Below are 16,340 nucleotides of genomic sequence, written 5' to 3'. Positions count from 1 at the left end.
CGTGGTGGCAGCGGACACGCAGGAGCAGGCGGAGCGCGGTCGCGCACCGGGGGAATCGGCACCGCTGGACCGGGTGGAGCGCGCGCAACTGGACACGGTGCGCCGGTTCGGCACGGTGGGCTCGCTGCTGCTGACCATCGGTTCGCTCGGCGCGGGGGCGGCCCCGGTGTTCAACCCGGTGTTCCGGCTGCCGGTGCTGGGGCTGTTCAGCCGGATGACGACGGTGGCGCTGGCGTTCGCGTTCACCGGCGTGTTCATGATCGTGCTGGCCTGGCTGGCGCTGGGGCGGCTGTCGCGGCCGGGGCGGGCGCGGGCGGTGTCGGTGCCGCAGATGGGCCGCACCCTGGCGATGTGGATCACCCCGCTGGTGTTCACCGTGCCCAGCTTCAGCCGCGACGTCTACAGCTACCTGGCGCAGAGCGAGATCGTGAACCTCGGCCAGGACCCGTACACCGTCGGCCCGGCGCAGGCGCTCGGGCTGAACAACCCGCTGACCCTGGGCGTGCCGACGATGTGGCGGGAGACCCCGTCGCCGTACGGCCCGCTGTTCCTGACCCTGGGCAAGGCGGTGAGCTGGCTCACCGGGGACCACGTGGTGATGGGCGTGGCCGCGCACCGGCTGATCGCCCTCGTCGGGCTGGCGATGATCGTGTGGGCGCTGCCCCGGCTGGCCCGCCGGTTCGGGGTGAGCCCGGTCAGCGCGCTGTGGCTGGGCGCGGCCAACCCGCTGGTGCTGTTCCACCTGGTCGTCGGCGTGCACAACGAGGCGCTGGCGATCGGGCTGATGCTCGTCGGGTTCGAGCTGGCGCTGCGGAACATGCCCAGGGTGACCCCGGACGGGCCGTTCCCGCCGTGGCAGCGCGGCGAGCTGCTCTGGTACGCGATCGGCGCGGCGGTGATCACCCTCGGCGCGGCGGTGAAGATCCCGGCGGCGCTGGCCCTGGGGTTCCTCGGGGTGATGATCGCCCGGCGGATGGGCGGCCGGTGGTCGCACCTGTTCGCCACGGCGGGCGGGCTGTTCGTGGTGTTCGCCGTGGTGCTCAGCGCCTGCTCGTTCGGCAGCGGCCTGGGCTACGGCTGGGTGGCCACTCTGAACACCGCCTCGACGATCAAGAGCTGGATGGCGCCGATGACCGCGCTGGGCTTCGGCGCGGGCGGGCTGGGCGTGCTGCTGGGCCTGGGCAACCACATCGAGGCGGCGATCACCGTCAGCCGGGCCGTCGGCGGGGTCCTCGGGCCGCTGCTGGCGGCGAAGCTGCTGCTGGACTCGTTCCGCTGGCGGCTGCGCCCGCTGACCGGGCTGGGCGTCGGGATGGGCGCGGTGCTGGTCCTCGGCGCCACCGTGCAGCCCTGGTACCTGCTGTGGGCGGCGGTCCCGCTGGCCGCCGCGGCGGGCAACACCAAGTTCCGCACCGCGGCCACGATCATCAGCGCCGGGCTGGCGGTCGCGCTGGCGCCGACCGGGCAGACCTTCGACGGCCGGGTGTTCGTGCTGCCCTACGCCATCATCGGCGCCGTCGTGGTGACGGTGGTCGCCGTGGTGGTGGTCCGCAGGCGGATCCCGCGCAGCGAGTGGCTGCCCGGGCGGCGGGTGACGGCAACCACGCCCTAGGCTGCACAGTCGTGAGCGCCCCCGCCGTCGAGGTGTCCGACCTGGTCAAGAGATACGGGTCCACCACAGCCGTGGACGGTCTGTCGCTGCGGGTCGAGCGCGGCACGGTCCTGGGGCTGCTCGGCCCCAACGGCGCGGGCAAGACGACCACGGTGGAGACCTGCGAGGGCTTCCTGCGGGCGGACTCGGGCACCGTGCGGGTGCTCGGCCTCGACCCGGTCGCCGACGCGGCGGCGCTGCGGCCCCGGATCGGCGTGATGCCCCAGGGCGGCGGCGCGTACCCCGGCGTGCGGGCGGCGGAGATGCTGGACCTGGTCGCCGCGTGCGCGGCGAACCCGCTCGACCCCGCCTGGCTGATCGACGTGCTGGGCCTGTCCGGCGCGGTGAAAACCCCGTACAAGCGGCTCTCCGGCGGCCAGCAGCAGCGGCTGTCACTGGCCTGCGCCCTGGTCGGCCGCCCGGAGCTGGTGTTCCTCGACGAGCCGACCGCGGGGATGGACCCGCAGGCCCGGCGCCTGGTGTGGGACCTGGTCGCGGCGCTGCGCGCGGACGGCGTCAGCGTGCTGCTCACCACGCACCTGATGGAGGAGGCCGAGTCGCTGGCCGACCGGGTGGTGATCATCGACCACGGCCGGGTGGTGGCCGACGGCACACCCGGCGAGCTGACCGCCGAGCGCCCCGACGACCAGCGGCTGCGGTTCCGCGCCAAGTCGGGCATGGACACCGCGCTGCTGCTGGCCGCGCTGCCGGAGGGCTGCCGGGTCACCGAGCCCACCGCGGGCGGCTACCTCGTCACCGGCACCGTCGACCCGCAGGTGGTCTCGACGGTGACCGCGTGGTGCGCCCAGCAGGGGGTGCTGGCCGAGGAGCTGAACGTCGGTCGGCGCAGCCTGGAGGACGTCTTCCTGGAGCTGACCGGACGGGAGCTGCGGTCGTGACCTTCCCCGCGGGCACCTTCACCCCCGCACCCGGCCGCGGCCGGACCGGGCGGATGCTGCTGGTCCACGCGCGCACCGAGGCGGTGCTGACGCTGCGCAACGGCGAGCAGGTGCTGCTGACCCTGCTGATCCCGCTGGCGCTGCTGGTGGGCCTGAGCCTGCTCGACGTCATCACCATGCCCGCCCCCCGGGTCGACTCGGTGACCCCGCGGGTGTTCGCCCTGGCGATCATGTCCTCGGCGTTCACCGGGCAGGCCATCGCACTGGGCTTCGACCGCCGCTACGGCGTGCTCAAGCGGCTGGCGGCGACCGCGCTGCCCCGGTGGCTGCTGGTGGCCGGGCGGGTCGCGGCGGCGCTGGCGGTCGTGGTGGTGCAGTTGGTGGTGCTGGGCGCGGTGGCGCTGGCGCTGGGCTGGTCGCCGTCGGCGGCGGGTCTGGGGTGGACGGTGCTGCTGGTGGTGCTGGGGACGTTGACCTTCGGGGCGCTGGGGGTGCTGCTGGGGGGTGCGCTCAAGGCTGAGGTCGTGCTGGCGCTGGCCAACGTGATCTGGTTCGTGCTGCTGCTCGCCGGTGGGATCGTGCTGCGGGTTGACGCGCTGCCCGGGGGGATGGCCGCTGTGGTGCGGTTGTTGCCTTCCGGGGCGTTGACGGAGGGGTTCACGCAGGCCCTGGTCGACGGGGTCGCGCCGTCGTGGTGGGTGTGGGTGACGTTGGCGGTGTGGGGTGCTGTGGGCGGGGTTGTCGCGACTCGGACGACGAAGCTGGTCTGAGCCGCGTGCTTCGGCTCAAGAGCCCGGGGGTTTTGTTCTGGGTACCCGGGGTGGGCCGATGCTCGGCCGTGACCGGGCTTCAAAGCGCCGGGATTTTGTCGCTGGTGCCCGGTGCCCGGGTGGGTGGATCTGCTTAGCCGGGCCGGCGGTTGCGAGGAGCATTGTCAATAGTTGTGGATCATGTTTGTCGGATGCCTGTGTCAGGCGAGTTGGCCGGTCTGGTACAGGTGGTCGAAGATGAGTTGGTCGACGGGGGATACGCGGTCGCGGTCGGCGTAGGTCAGCCAGATGAGTTCTTCGATCTCGCTGCTGGGGGTCAGGGTTCCTTGGTAGTCGGCGCTGTAGCAGGTCATCCGCACTGCGACGCCGGTTGCGTGGCCGTGTGCTTGGGCGTGGAAGGTGCCGACGTGCACCGCGCTGGCGGGTGCGATGGCGACGGCGAGTTCTTCGTGGATCTCCCGGATGAGGGTCTGGATATCGGTCTCGTCGGGTTCGCGTTTGCCGCCAGGGATGTAGTACACGTCCTTACCGCGTGACCGTGTGCTGAGGATCTTGCCGGATTCCAGCCGAATCCACGCGATCTTGTCGATAGCCGTCATGGTTTCCTTCCACTCGGTGGGGTTGGTTCAGGCTGCGTGTTCGTCAGGGCGTTCGACGAGTTGCCCGTCGGTGAAGGTGGCGCCGGCTCGGACGAGCGCGACGAGCTGCGGTGCGTTGACCGCGCGCCAGCGGGCTTGGGCTGACTCGATGAGTTTGACCGCCATCGCCAGCCCGGCAGCTCGGGAACCGGAACCTTTCGTGATCTTGGTGCGGTGCCGCACGGTGGCGGAGGTCGACTCGATGGGGTTGGTGGTCCGCAGGTGGATCCAGTGTTCGGCGGGGTAGTCGAAGAACGCGAGCAACTCGTCAAGGTCGTCGGTAATCTTGGCGACCGCTTTGGGAAACTTCGCACCATGGGCGGCGACGAACACCTTGGCCGCGTCCAGGGTGTGTCGCTTGTTCTCGGCATTCCAGATCTCCGCCAGGGCCTTCTTCGCCCCAGGGTGCGCGGACTTGGGCAGCGCGGCCAGCACGTTGCCGATCTTATGGAACCAGCATCGCTGCTCCCGGGCTTCCGGGAACACCTCGCGCAGGGCGCCCCAGAACCCGAGCGCACCGTCGCCGACCGCCAGGACCGGGGCACGCATCCCCCGTCGAGCGCAGTCACGCAGCAGATCCGCCCACGACTCGGCAGACTCGCGATACCCATCGGCCAGTGCGATGAGTTCCTTGCGGCCGTCAGCACGCACCCCCGATCATCACCAGCAGGCACAGCTTGTGCTCCTCCAGACGGATGTTGACGTGGATACCATCGGCCCAGAGATAAATATAGTCGACTTCGGACAGATTACGCTCAGAGAAGGCATGCTGCTCAGCCTTCCATTGCTCGGTCAACCTGGTGATCACCGAGGCGGATAGGCCCTTCGCGGAGCCGAGGAACTGGCCCAGCGCGGGCACGAAATCCCCCGAGGATAGACCGTGCAGGTACAGCAGCGGCAGCACCTCGGTGAGCTTCGGGGTCTTGCGCGCCCAAGGCGGCAGGATCGCCGAAGCTCACCGCTTCCACTCGCCCGTGTCGGGGTCGATGCGCTTGTCGTTCACCCGCGGCGCGGTGACCTCGATGGCGCCGGCGCTGGTCAACACTTCACGCGGCTGGTGGTACCCATTACGCACGGCCAGCCGGTGTCCACGCTCGTCGCGCTCGCCGATGAATTGGGCAATGTAGGCGTCGACCTCAGCCTGCAGGGCCTCGGTCAGCATCTGCCGGGCGCCTTTCCGCACGAGCTGATCAATCAACGACGAACCATCCGAAGGACGGTCATCGCCAGCAGCAGGGTCAGGGACTACGGTCAGCATCGGGACGTACCTTCCCCACCAGCGTTGCAGCGCCGGTCTTGCTTGGAGCCTTCAACCGATCACTGGGAAGGTACGGCCTCTCCCAGCCGATCCACAGGTCTCCAGCATTGCTCGGTTGCGAGGGTGGTCGGCGGCTGCGCACCGTGGGGTTCCGCGTGGCTGGTTGATGGGCCGGCGGTTTCTTTGGAGGCGGGTTCCTAGCGCCAGTTGCCCACTGCGGCGACTGATTCCAGCCACCCGACCTCGGCGGCGAGGTCCGTTGTGCCCCGGTGGGTTTCCGGGGCCGGGGTGGGGTGGGGGTCGGCGCCGTCGAGTTTGGCGCGCAGGGCGGTGCGGAGGGATTCGGCCTCAGCGGTGGCGGACAGTTCGCCCGGGGTCGGGTCGCGGTAGGGGCGCAGGGCGGCTCGGCCGTCCCAGATTTCGATGACCCGGCGGTAGAGGCGGTATTCCATGTGCCACCACGGGGTGGGTGAGCGCAGTTCGATGGTGGGGGTGGCGGTGCGCAGGGCGTGCCAGAGCGGGGTGAGGCGGCGGTAGGAGCGGTAGTGGGCGAGCCAGGTTCGGGCGGCGTCGACGCGGGGACCCCAGGCGGGGAGGGTGATGCCGACGATCGCTGTGCTCAGGCCGATGGCGAGCAGGGTCAGTTCGGGGAAGGTCTGGTTCCACGGTGGTGGGGTGCCGAAGCGGCCGCCGAGGATGAAGCAGGCGCGGTGGCCCGCCCAGGCGACGCAGCACCAGCCGCCGGTGGTGAGCAGCCAGAGGCCCCGGCGCAGCCAGCGGCGGTCGGCGATGCGGGCCCAGTGGGCGGTGAGGCGGGTGTTGACCAGCAGGCAGCCCGCCACGCCGAGGACGAACAGCAGGTTCGCCGCCGCCGTCCACGGTTGCCGCCCCCAGTCGACCCGGCCCCAGTCCGGGGATTCGACCTGGGTGGCGACCAGCCAGGCCGCCAGCAGCACAGCCATGCCGGTGCCGGTCAGGGCGGCCCGGGAGCGCAGGGCGGTGGGCACGCGGTGGGGTGGGTGGGTGGAGTGCACGAAGAACGCCTGCAACGCGAAGGTGCCCCCGACGACCAGTTCGTGCTGCACGATCCAGCCCGCGCCGGGCAGGACCGCGTCGAGCAGGCCGCCCACGGTGCGCAGGCCCAGGGCCAGGGCCAGCAGGAGGGCCAGCAGGGCCGACCACAGCGCCCAGTGGCCCGGTCGCGGGGCGCGCAGCAGGTCGGCGGCCTTGTAGGCGACGGCGAGGCCGACGACCGCGATCACCGCCAGGTGCAGTGCCTCAGCCGACACCGCCGCCCCCGTCGGCGCGGCGTTCCATGACCTCGGCGAACCGGTCGACCACGGCGGCCTCGGTGGGGTCCAGCGCCCGCCGGTCGGGGACGAGCCTGCGGTCGGCCAAGCGCCAGATCAGCGACGCGGCCACCTCGGCCTGCTGCTCCAGGACGTCGTCGTAGCCCGCGCGGTGCAGCACGCCCATGCGCCGCAGCAGGTCCGGGGACACGTCCGGGGTGAGTTCCGGGCCCAGGCCGGTGCCGCCGTGGCCGAGCAGGATGTGGCCCAGCTCGTGGCAGACGATGTGCTCGGCGCGCAGCGGTGGGCTGTCGGCGTCGTGCACGATGACGTCGACCGTGGGGCCGCTGAGCCAGGCGCCGTCCGGGGAGCCCGGGGGCATGACCATCGGCAGCACGTGGATCGGCCTGCCGCGGTGCGCGGCGACCCTGGCGCAGAACTCCCCCAGGTCCCACGGCCGCGGCACGCCGACCTCGGCCAGCAGTTCCCGCACCCGCCTGCGCAGCCTGCGGTGCTCGGCCAGGCCCCTCACGGTGCCGCCGCCGTGCTGTCGCCGCGCTGTCGCGGTGCCCTCACCTCGGCTCGGGCTTCCCGCTCTCGGCCCTGCGCTCCGGGCGCGCGTGCGCGCGCTCGATCTCGCACACCCGGTTGGCCATCTCCAGGATCGCCGCCCGCCCCGCCTCCGACAGCTCCCCGGCGCGCATCGCGATCGCCCGCACCTGCGCGTCGCGCCAGGCGGCGACCAGGTCGAGCTGCTCGTCGACGCGGGCGGACTCGGCGTCGTCGGAGAAGTAGCCCAGGGGCACGCCGAAGAACCTGGCCAGCGCCGACAGGTGCCGGAAGCTCGGGTTGTCCCTGGTGCCGCGGCGCCAGGCCGAGATCGCGCTGTGCGAGATGTCGACCGACTGCTCGGCGCGGATCGAGGCGGCGATCTCCTCGTTGGTGAACGGGCCCCGCCCGGCCGGGTGGACCGTGGCCACCAACCGGTTCAACTTCGCGGACAGCCCCAGATCCCCGTGGTCCATCTCCCCCACCTCACGGCGAATGGTTTTCGACACCTGTCGAAAACACGCACCGGTCGTTGCACTACTGTTGAAACCCTGCGCAGGCGGAGTATATGTTCACCACGCCTGGGGAAACGCTACCGCCGGACGGGTCGTGGGGGGAGTGACCCGTCCGGCGGTAGCCCACGGGAAGGCGATGGGGGAGTTCGCCCTCCGACGACCGAGTGTAGTCCGACATGATCATCGCGTGGAGCACTTCCGCGAAGATGGACACACTTTCGCCGGTTCACCCGGCGATGAGAGCCACGGCACGCTAGAGCGGCCCATCGGCGGGTTCTCAGCCACACCCACCTACCATCGGCCCGTGGCGCTGGAGACACTGAAGAACCGCATCGATCGGCTCCCCGGGGCGAGCGTGCGCACGCAGCGCGCGGTGGCGGTCGGGGTGCTCCTGACCCAGGCGCTGATCGCGGTCGCGGGCTCCGTCGTCCGGGTCACCGGGTCCGGCCTGGGGTGCAGCACCTGGCCGGAGTGCCAGCCGGGCAGCATGGTGCCGGTCGACCACCCCGAGTTCGCCGCGCTGCACCAGTGGATCGAGTTCGGCAACCGGCTGCTGACCGGGGTGGTGGGCATCATCGCCTTCGCCGCGTTCGCCCTGGCCTACCTCGACCGCCCGCGCCGCCGCCGCTACGTGCGCCTCGGCTTCATCATGCCCGCGGGCGTGGTCGTGCAGGCGGTCATCGGCGGCATGACGGTCCGCTTCGACCTGCTCTGGTGGACCGTCGCGGTGCACTTCCTCGCCTCGGCGCTGATGGTGTGGCTGGCGACGCTGTTCCTGCACTCCATCGACGAGGGCGACGGCCCGCCGGTGCACCGCGGCCTGGCCCCGCTGCGCGGGCTGCTGCCGCTGATGGTGGTCGTGCTCGTCGGGATGCTCATCGCGGGCACGATGGTCACCGGCGCGGGCCCGCACGCGGGCGACCCGAACACCCCGCGGCTCGCGCTGCCGGTGGACACCCTGGCCCACGTGCACGCCGCGTTCCTCTACGTCTTCCTGGGCATGCTGGTCGCCGTCGGCGTGATGATCAAGGCCGACGCGGACGCCCCCCCGGTGCTGTGGCGGCGGTTCCTGCTGCTGACCGCGGTGGTGCTGGCCCAGGGCCTGCTCGGCTTCGTGCAGTACTGGACCGGCGTCCCGGAGCTGCTGGTGTCGCTGCACGTCCTCGGCGCCACGGCGGTCATCGCGGCGACGGCCAGCCTGTGGGCGGGCACGCGCGAGCGCCCGCTGGTGCGCCCGGGGTCAGACCGGGTCCTGGTCACCCGCGGCTGAGGTCCCGCCGCCGGGTGGCGGCACCGCGGGCAGGCTCCACGCGGTGCGGAACGCGCTGATGGTGAGCCAGGCCAGGCGGGCGTTGACCGGGAAGAACTGGCGGACCGAGGTCAGCGTGTCGAACGACGCGTCGCCCCTGCCGTCGCGGCCGGTGTTGAGGTCGTGCTCGCTGAAACCGCGGCCGAAGACCTCCAGCACGGTGGCCAGGTAGTACAGGTAGCCGAGCATCTCCAGTTGGAGGCGGGCGAGCGCGGGGCTCGCGGCGCCGTCCGGGATGGGCGGGTGCGCCGCGGCGGAGAGCAGGGTGGCGGGCTCGGTCGAGGTGTGCGCGTCGACGTGGCGGACCAAGTCGGCGGTCAGGGTGTCGTCGTGGGCGCCGTGGGCGACGACGGTCCGCAGGCTGGAGACCTTGCCGTGCAGGTCGGCGGCAACCAGGCGGGCGCAGACCTCGGCCAGGTCACCGGGTTCGGCGGTGACCTCGCGGGCGACCCGCACCAGTTCCCGGGGCAGGCCGCCGGAGAGGCAGTGGCACAGGCAGACGAAGGGCTCGGGCAATCCCAGGATGCGGCCGGTCAGGATGGCCCGGGTGTCCTCCAGCCGCAGGAACTCCAGCCGGACGATCACGTCGAACGCGCTGTCGAAGGCGTCGCGCAGGGACAGCCCGCGGCGCTCGAAGGTGGCCAGCGCGTCCTCGGAGACCGAGACCAGGAACAGGAAGCCGGGCACGTCCAGGGTGAACAGCGCCTTGACCTCGTTGACGAAGTCCTGGGCCTGCTCCGGGGACAGGATCTTGTCGAGTTCGTCGAGGATGATCACCACCGACGGGGTGGCGGTGGTGGGCACCGCGGCCGCGCACTCGACGGTCAGCCGCAGGAACTCGGCGAAGTCGTGGGTGATCTGCGGGTAGCTGCGCGGCTGCCGGGTCAACTCCCGCGACGACGTGCGGGTGCCCTCCGCGCCGAACACCACGCCCACCTTCCCCGACCAGCCGGACGTGTGCTTCTGCTGGAAGTGGATGCCCTCCAGGGTGTCCCGCGCGTAGGCGCGGAGGCCCCGCAGGTCGACCGGCGTGGGCGGCGGACCGGCGTGCGCGGGCCGGGGCAGCCGGACGACCGCGGCGAACACGCTCAGCGCCCCGAGCACGATCACCAGCGGCAGCCACCCGCTCGCCAGCCACGCCCCCAGGCTCGGCCGGTTGCCCCCGCCCAGCGCCGCCGCGGCGAACCCGGCGGCCAGCCACACGAGCACCAGCGCCACGACCACCGCGGGCCCGCGCCACCGGGCCAGGCGCTCGGACCACCGCCCCCGGTCCGACTCGACCTGGCTGTCGCAGAACCGGATGACCTCCCCGCACAGCCTGGCGTAGAGGTGCAGCACGAACTCGCGGGCGTCGTAGCGCACCGGCACGTTCTCCAGCAGGGCGATGTGCTGCTGGCCCGGCCGCAGGAACTTGCCCGCCTGGAACGCCGCGAGCAGGGTGGACTTCCCCGCGCCGCGCGGCCCCGCCATGCCGATGGCACCACCGCTGATGCCCTCGGTCATCCGCCGCAGGCGGGTGAAGGCCGTTGTGGTCACGACCCGGTCCAACGGCCGCATGTGGGCGAGCCCCCGGCGGTCGAGCGCGGGCAGGACCGTGCTGAACGGCGGGTCCACCACCTGGGTGAGGTGCCGCGCGGCGGTCGAGAGGACGGCTTGGCGCACCTCGCTCAGCCACGCCGCGTCCGCTCTGTCGACGTCGCGGGCCAAGTCCCGCAACTGCGTGTCCCACCCGGAGGCCGACCGCAGGCGGTTGGCGGAGGCGCTGGTGAACGCGCGCACGGCGGCGGGCAGAGCCGCGATCAGGACGATCGCCGTGATGGCGTGGACCCCGAGGACCCTCCCCCACTCCGGCCACGACGGGGTGATGACCCCGGACAGGACGGGGAAGCCCAGCGCGACCGCGACGGCGTACGCCGCACAGCCCCGGGTGAAGGCCCCCTTCGGCAGCAGCCCGGTCCTGGGCTGCCCCTGGGGCGGGGTGGTGACGGTCAGTGCGGCCGCGAAGATCAGGAAGAGGGTGATCAAGCCCGACACCACCCACAGCGCCACGCTGAGCAGCCGACCGAGCGCCTCGACGGACGGGGGCCCCAAGCGCCAGAGCAGCAGCAGGTACGCGGTGGCGAGCCCGGCGGCGAACGGGACCGCGACACCGTCGCGGACGGGTTCACCGAGGAGGTACCTGCCCGCCCTGGCCACGGCGCGGTGCCCCACCCGCAGTGCGACGACAGCGGCGGCGCAGGCACCGATCCACAGCAGGAAGTCCGCGGAGACCAGCGGTGACAGCCGGATCACGTGCCAGAACAGCAGCGCGCCCGCCGTTCCCGACCAGAAGGCGAGCCCGAGGTCGGCGTACCCGGCACCCCGGCGCACCGCGCCACCGGTCGGCCACGGGTCCTTGTGCTCGGCCAGCCGCCGCCGGGCCTGGCGCAGGTCTGAGATGGCCGGGTTGGTGACCCGCAGCAGGTCGGCTTCCTCAGCCAGCGTCTTTCGCCGGGTTTCCGCGACCACCCGGTCCCGGTCAGCAGGGAGCAGCTTGGCGATCTCCCCGGCGAGGAACGGATCGCGCAGCACGCCCGTGACCACGTCCGGGAGCCTGCGGCGCAGTTCGTCCAGCAGGGGGTCCTCGGCGTGGTCCGCGGGGGTCACATCCGGTGGTGATCCGGTCACAGCCGGATCGTAGGGGGATCACCCGCCCGAGCGGGCGGGTTCGCCTCAGCCGCGGGCGCGGCCGCCCATCTTGACGCGGTGCGCGTGCCCGATCTTGGCCGCCTCGACGGTCTCGCGGTCCCACTCGGCGGCTTCGAGGTCCCTGACCTTCTCGACGAGCCGCTCGCCCAGCGCGGGGCTGGGGACGAGCACGTCGCCCATCGCGCCGTCGTGGCCGACCAGGACCACCCGGGCGCCCTTGCGGCCGATGTTCTCGACCACGGCGCGGGCGGGCTTGCCGTGCTTGGCCACGAAGGCCGCGGCGGCCTTCACGGCCTTCGGCGGGACCGAGGGCTCCCGGTCGGCGGTCTTGTCGTCAGCGGTCTTCTCGTCAGCCACCCGACAGAGCGTAGGCCCTGCGCGACCGGGCCACCTGTCGACCGTGAGCGGGGCCACTGGAGCATCCTGGGCGGGGCGGGCGGAGTTCGCCCCGCGTGATGAACACCCGTCCCGAGAGGAGCAAAACCGTGCCGAAGGCCGTGCTGGTGACCGAGAACGGTGGCCCGGAGGTCCTGCGCCACACCGAGGTGGACGAGCGCTCCCCCGGCGCGGGCGAGGTGCTGGTGGCCGTCGCGGCGGCCGGGGTGAACTTCATCGACACCTACCAGCGCTCCGGCCTGTACCCGATCCCCTGCCCGTTTGTCCTCGGCCAGGAGGGCGCGGGCACGGTGACAGCCGTGGGCGACGGGGTCACCGGCGTGGCCGTCGGGGACCGGGTCGCCTGGGCGGGCCCACTGGGCGGGTACGCCGAACAGGCCGTGGTCCCCGCCACGGCGGTCGTACCGGTGCCCGAGGGCGTCGACGACGAGACCGCCGCCGCGGCGATGCTCCAAGGGCTCACCGCCCACTACCTGGTCACCTCCACCTACCCGATCCAGCCCGACGACACGGTGCTCGTGCACGCGGCGGCGGGCGGGGTCGGCCTGCTGCTGGTGCAACTGGCCAAGGCCCGCGGCGGCCGGGTGATCGCCACGGTGTCCACCGAGGAGAAGGCCGACCTGGCCCGAGCCGCAGGCGCCGACGAGGTCATCCGCTACACCGAAGAGGACTTCGCCACCCGCACCCGAGCCCTGACCGACGGCACCGGCGTCGCAGCGGTCTACGACGGAGTGGGCAAGACCACGTTCGACGGGAGCCTGTCGGTGCTGCGCCCACGCGGAACCCTGGCCCTGTTCGGCGCCTCCAGCGGCCCGGTCCCCCCGGTCGACCCGCAGCGGCTCAACCACGCCGGTTCGGTCTTCCTCACCCGCCCCACGCTGGCCCACCACATCGCCACACCGGAAGAACTGCGGTGGCGCACCGGCGACCTGTTCACCGCGATCACAGCGGGCACCCTCGACATCCGCATCGGCCACCGCTACCCCCTGGCCGACGCCGCCCAAGCCCACGCCGACCTGGAAGGCAGGCGCACCACCGGCAAACTCCTCCTGCTGCCCTGACCTCGGCCACGCACACACGGTCACCCTGCCGACCACCCCCCAAACCGCAAGCCCGGCGGCAGCCACCCACAACCCCACCGTGCGCAGCCGCCCGACCACCCCACCAATTGGCGGCCGAGCGGCCCGCCACACCGAACCGCACTGTGCGCAGCCGGCGACCACCCCAAAAACCGGCGGCCCGGCTACGGAAATGCCCGGGTGGGTGGATGTGCTTGGGTGGGGGAAGCGATCATGTGCAAGCCTGCCTGGGCTGTGGGGCATCCCTTCAGCCCCACTCGGTCACACTGGGCACATGATCGCTGTAGGGGCCCCGCCCAAGCGGATCCACCCACCCGGGCACCACAGCAAAAATCCCGGCCCTTGAAACCACGGCACGGCCGAACAGATCCACCCACCCGGGCACCAGCGACAAACGACCGGCGCTGTGAACCACAGGCACGGCCGAGCACTACCGCGGCCCCTGCTCCGAACCCGCCTGCCCGCCACGCCCCAGCGCCTGCACCAACGCCACCAACTGCTGCCGGAACGCCTCGTAATCCACCAGCGCACCCAGTACCGCGGGATCCTCCCGCTCAGCCCGCACCGCCTCGGCGTGCACAGCACGACCGGACTCGGTGAGCGTCACCAGCATCCGCCGCCGGTCGGCACCGTCGACCACCCGGTCGACGAACCCGGCCCGGGTCAGCCGGTCGACCGTGCGGCTCATGGTCTGGTCGGTGACCCGCGCCCCGCGGGCCAGCGCCCGTTGCGACTGCGGGCCGCCGCCCAGCAGGTGCAGCGCGATCAGGCCCGCGTGGGTCAGCCCGCGCTCGGCCAGTGCCCGCTCCCAGGAGCCTTCGACCAGCCGGGCGGCCACCGACAGCAGCCGTCCGGTCGGCCAGGACGCGACCGCGTCGTCGGTCGCGCCCGCCGCCTCCGGGATCAGGAGACAGCCACCGCGTCGACCACGAAGACCAGGGTCTCGTTGGGCTTGATGCCGCGGCCGCCTTGGCCGTAGCCCTTCTCCGGCGGGATGACCAGCAGCCTGCGGCCGCCTTCCTTCATGCCGATGACGCCCTCGTTCCAGCCGTCGATGACCTGGGCCTGGCCCACGTTCTCCAGCGGGAACGTCTCGCCGCGGTCCCAGGAGTTGTCCAGTTCGACCTTGTCCGACCAGGTGACCAGCACGTAGTGGGTCTGCATGGTCACCCCGGCGGTGACGTCCTTGCCGGTGCCGACGGTGAGGTCCTTGCTGAGCAGTTCCTTCGGCGGCGAGCAGGTGTCCGGGACGGTGATCGTCGGCTTCGACCCCACCTGGCCGCCGATCGGGATCTGGTCGACGGTGCACGCGGGCAGGTTGCTCGCAGGTGCGCTCGTGGTGGTGGTCGTCGTCTTGCCGATCGTGACCCCGCCTGCCGAACCGGGGGAAGTCTGGTCCGAGGACCCGCAGGCGGACAGACCGGCGGCCAGGGCCGCCGCGAGCACGATCTTGCCGAGGTTCCGCATGGTCGAGCAGTGTAGATACCGGCCGGTACGGGTCAACCGGGCGACTGGCGGTGAACTCTCACCCGAATTACGCATTTTCCCGTCAGCAACTGGCGCGTAGAGTGACCTTCCGCACCTTTTCCGTGACTTCCCCCCGCCCAACACCCTGCCCTCTCCCCGGGGCCCCAGGAGGTGGCTTGCCGTGCCCGCGGACGCCGGACGGCTCCGCACCCACGCGATCCAGGAGATGTTCTGGACCCGAACCGGGTTGCTGCTGTCGGTCCTGCTCGTCGTGTCCGGCCTGTCCACGTGGGCAGCCGGCTCGGTCGACGCCGGGACACCGAAGAACCTGCTCACCGCACTGGGGACCGGGACGTTCGTCTCGGCGGTGATCGGGTTCGGCCAGACGCTGATCACCGCCTCCGCCGCGCAGCGGGCGATGGTCACCCCGCTGGTCGAGGAGAGCCGCAAGGCCCTGCGCGAGCTGTCGGACGAGTACCGCTCGCTGAACGCGGAGTTCTTCCCCACGCACGTGTTCGAGGCGACCACCGACCCGGACCCGGCGTTCAACGCCCTGATGATGCGCGACCTGGGTGCCACCCGGCAGTTCCTCTTCCGCGGGTTCTCCGGCCGCTACGCCGCGGTGCGGCTGCTGCTGGCGCACGCCGAGTGGGAGGTGCGCGCGGTGGTCGCCGACCCGCGCGCCCGCGGCTCGGTCACCGGCCGGGCGCGGCACAAGCTGCGGCACAAGGGGGCCGACGCCGACTACGAGACCGAGTACGAGCGGGTGCAGGAGGCGCTGCACGAGGAGATCCGCATCGGGCTGGTCGGGCTGTTCCTGGCCCGCGGCCGGTGCACGTCCATCGAGGTGACCGCGGTGGCCGACCCGCCGCTGGACCGGCTGGAGATGTTCGACGACAGCGTGTGGGTGACGCTGTACAGCTCGGTGGCGGGCTCGCAGTCGCTCTACCCGCGGTCGCTGCGGTTCTCCGAGGGGTCGTTCCTCTACGACATGCAGCGCGCCGAGTTCGCCCGGCTGCACGCCACCGACGGCGCGCGGTTCGTGATCACACCGGAGACCACCCGGGACGAGTTCCTGGCGCACTTCGCCGCGGTCACCGGGGAACAGCCCACCGAGGAGCGGTTCCGGGAGCTGGCCGAGCGCTTCCACGCGTTCCGCCGCGACTTCGCCGCCAAAGCCGAGTTGGGAGGCTGACCCCGTGCCGGACCTGTCCGACCTCGCCGCGCGGATGCGCGCCGCGGACCTGGGCCACCAGCGGTGGACGGCCGCGCACGAACAGGTGCTGTCCTGGGCCGACGGCCCCGGGCTGCGCTCGGTGCTGCGCAGCCACCTGCTGGGGATGGCCCCGGCCCACGCGGCGGCGCTGATCGCCCGCTCCCGGGAGACCACCACCCACTTCGCCTGGTGCCTGCGCGACCGCACAGCCGAGCCGTTCTCGTTCTGGCTGCACGAGTACAAGCCGCAGCAGGACTGGCGGGCGGGCTACGCCGACTCGGTGCACAACCACCGCTACCACTTCTGCACGGTCATCCTCTCCGGCGGCTACCGCCACGAGCGCTTCCGCGCGACGGTCGACGAGCACACCGGCCTGATCACCGGCGCGGAGCTGACCAGCCGCGCCGACTGCCTGCCCGGCGAGTCGGGGGTGCTGACCGCCGAGCAGTTCCACCGCATCCCGACCGCCCTGGACTCGACGATGACGTTCCTGGTCAAGTCGCGCCCGGTCCGCGCCTGGAGCCTGTCCTACGACCCCGCCACCGGCATCGGCCACCGGCACACCCCGGTCGAGTCGCGGTTGGCCGAACTGACCAGCCTGCTCTGAGCAGCGGCT

Annotated in this window: 15 protein-coding genes and 1 pseudogene; 7 read left to right on the top strand and 9 right to left on the bottom strand. The window is 72.1% G+C overall.

Annotation, left to right across the window (positions count from 1 at the left end; all coding sequences use genetic code 11):
* Position 1 precedes the first annotated feature (1 nt).
* From mptB to L6E12_RS22210, 3 genes are read left to right on the top strand one after another with little or no spacing between them, the layout of a single operon-like run.
* A complete protein-coding gene (mptB, locus tag L6E12_RS22220) occupies positions 2–1,612 on the top strand; it encodes a polyprenol phosphomannose-dependent alpha 1,6 mannosyltransferase MptB (protein WP_236229843.1) in 1,611 nt (536 codons plus the stop codon).
* Between the two features lie 11 nt (positions 1,613–1,623).
* Positions 1,624–2,550 carry an ABC transporter ATP-binding protein gene (locus L6E12_RS22215; RefSeq protein WP_236229842.1) on the top strand — a complete coding sequence of 309 codons (927 nt, stop codon included), beginning with the start codon at positions 1,624–1,626 and terminating at the stop codon, positions 2,548–2,550.
* 53 nt (positions 2,551–2,603) lie between these two features.
* Positions 2,604–3,320, top strand: coding sequence for an ABC transporter permease (locus L6E12_RS22210; RefSeq protein ID WP_236229866.1), 717 nt, complete (start codon positions 2,604–2,606; stop codon positions 3,318–3,320).
* 200 nt (positions 3,321–3,520) lie between these two features.
* On the opposite strand, the gene L6E12_RS22205 is transcribed toward L6E12_RS22210, so the two are convergent.
* The 5 genes and pseudogenes from L6E12_RS22205 to L6E12_RS22185 form a co-directional block, all read right to left on the bottom strand.
* Positions 3,521–3,919 (bottom strand): NUDIX domain-containing protein, encoded by a 399-nt coding sequence (locus tag L6E12_RS22205; protein ID WP_236229841.1) that lies wholly within the window; start codon positions 3,917–3,919, stop codon positions 3,521–3,523.
* Between the two features lie 27 nt (positions 3,920–3,946).
* Positions 3,947–5,216 (bottom strand): annotated as a pseudogene (locus tag L6E12_RS22200) (IS256 family transposase).
* Between the two features lie 197 nt (positions 5,217–5,413).
* Complete coding sequence (locus tag L6E12_RS22195) at positions 5,414–6,505, bottom strand: MAB_1171c family putative transporter (RefSeq protein WP_236229840.1); 1,092 nt, start codon at positions 6,503–6,505, stop codon at positions 5,414–5,416.
* Positions 6,495–7,037 (bottom strand): ImmA/IrrE family metallo-endopeptidase, encoded by a 543-nt coding sequence (locus tag L6E12_RS22190; RefSeq protein ID WP_236229839.1) that lies wholly within the window; start codon positions 7,035–7,037, stop codon positions 6,495–6,497. The genes L6E12_RS22195 and L6E12_RS22190 overlap by 11 nt, the downstream gene beginning before the upstream one ends.
* Before the next feature lie 40 nt (positions 7,038–7,077).
* Positions 7,078–7,530, bottom strand: coding sequence for a helix-turn-helix domain-containing protein (locus L6E12_RS22185; RefSeq protein ID WP_236229838.1), 453 nt, complete (start codon positions 7,528–7,530; stop codon positions 7,078–7,080).
* 343 nt (positions 7,531–7,873) lie between these two features.
* Here L6E12_RS22185 and L6E12_RS22180 point away from each other — a divergent pair, with 343 nt between their 5' ends.
* Positions 7,874–8,839, top strand: coding sequence for a heme A synthase (locus L6E12_RS22180; protein ID WP_236229837.1), 966 nt, complete (start codon positions 7,874–7,876; stop codon positions 8,837–8,839).
* Here the strand turns inward: L6E12_RS22180 and L6E12_RS22175 are convergent.
* A complete protein-coding gene (locus tag L6E12_RS22175) occupies positions 8,810–11,545 on the bottom strand; it encodes a transcriptional regulator (protein ID WP_236229836.1) in 2,736 nt (911 codons plus the stop codon). The two genes, L6E12_RS22180 and L6E12_RS22175, sit on opposite strands and share 30 nt — an antisense overlap.
* A 45-nt stretch (positions 11,546–11,590) precedes the next feature.
* Positions 11,591–11,857 (bottom strand): hypothetical protein, encoded by a 267-nt coding sequence (locus L6E12_RS22170; protein WP_236229865.1) that lies wholly within the window; start codon positions 11,855–11,857, stop codon positions 11,591–11,593.
* A gap of 194 nt (positions 11,858–12,051) precedes the next feature.
* On the opposite strand from L6E12_RS22170, the gene L6E12_RS22165 reads away from it, so the two are divergent.
* Entirely contained in the window at positions 12,052–13,023 is a 972-nt protein-coding gene (locus L6E12_RS22165) for a zinc-binding dehydrogenase (protein WP_236229835.1), read from the top strand.
* A gap of 448 nt (positions 13,024–13,471) precedes the next feature.
* Here L6E12_RS22165 and L6E12_RS22160 read toward each other — a convergent pair whose 3' ends face one another.
* The gene (locus tag L6E12_RS22160; RefSeq protein WP_236229834.1) at positions 13,472–13,879 is read right to left on the bottom strand and encodes a MarR family winged helix-turn-helix transcriptional regulator; all 408 of its coding nucleotides are present in this window, start codon (positions 13,877–13,879) and stop codon (positions 13,472–13,474) included.
* A gap of 65 nt (positions 13,880–13,944) precedes the next feature.
* On the bottom strand, positions 13,945–14,508 hold the full coding sequence (locus tag L6E12_RS22155) for an FKBP-type peptidyl-prolyl cis-trans isomerase (protein WP_236229833.1): 564 nt from the start codon (positions 14,506–14,508) through the stop codon (positions 13,945–13,947).
* Positions 14,509–14,734: 226 nt separating this feature from the next.
* On the opposite strand from L6E12_RS22155, the gene L6E12_RS22150 reads away from it, so the two are divergent.
* Together L6E12_RS22150 and L6E12_RS22145 are read left to right on the top strand one after the other, a co-directional pair.
* Complete coding sequence (locus L6E12_RS22150; RefSeq protein WP_236229864.1) at positions 14,735–15,703, top strand: hypothetical protein; 969 nt, start codon at positions 14,735–14,737, stop codon at positions 15,701–15,703.
* Between the two features lie 34 nt (positions 15,704–15,737).
* A complete protein-coding gene (locus tag L6E12_RS22145; RefSeq protein WP_236229863.1) occupies positions 15,738–16,331 on the top strand; it encodes a hypothetical protein in 594 nt (197 codons plus the stop codon).
* Positions 16,332–16,340 lie beyond the last annotated feature (9 nt).

Source organism: Actinokineospora sp. PR83 (assembly GCF_021056305.1).
GTDB lineage: Bacteria > Actinomycetota > Actinomycetes > Mycobacteriales > Pseudonocardiaceae > Actinokineospora > Actinokineospora spheciospongiae.
The sequence above is the reverse complement of the archived record's forward strand: the minus strand, read 5'-3'. Positions and strand labels throughout refer to the sequence as shown.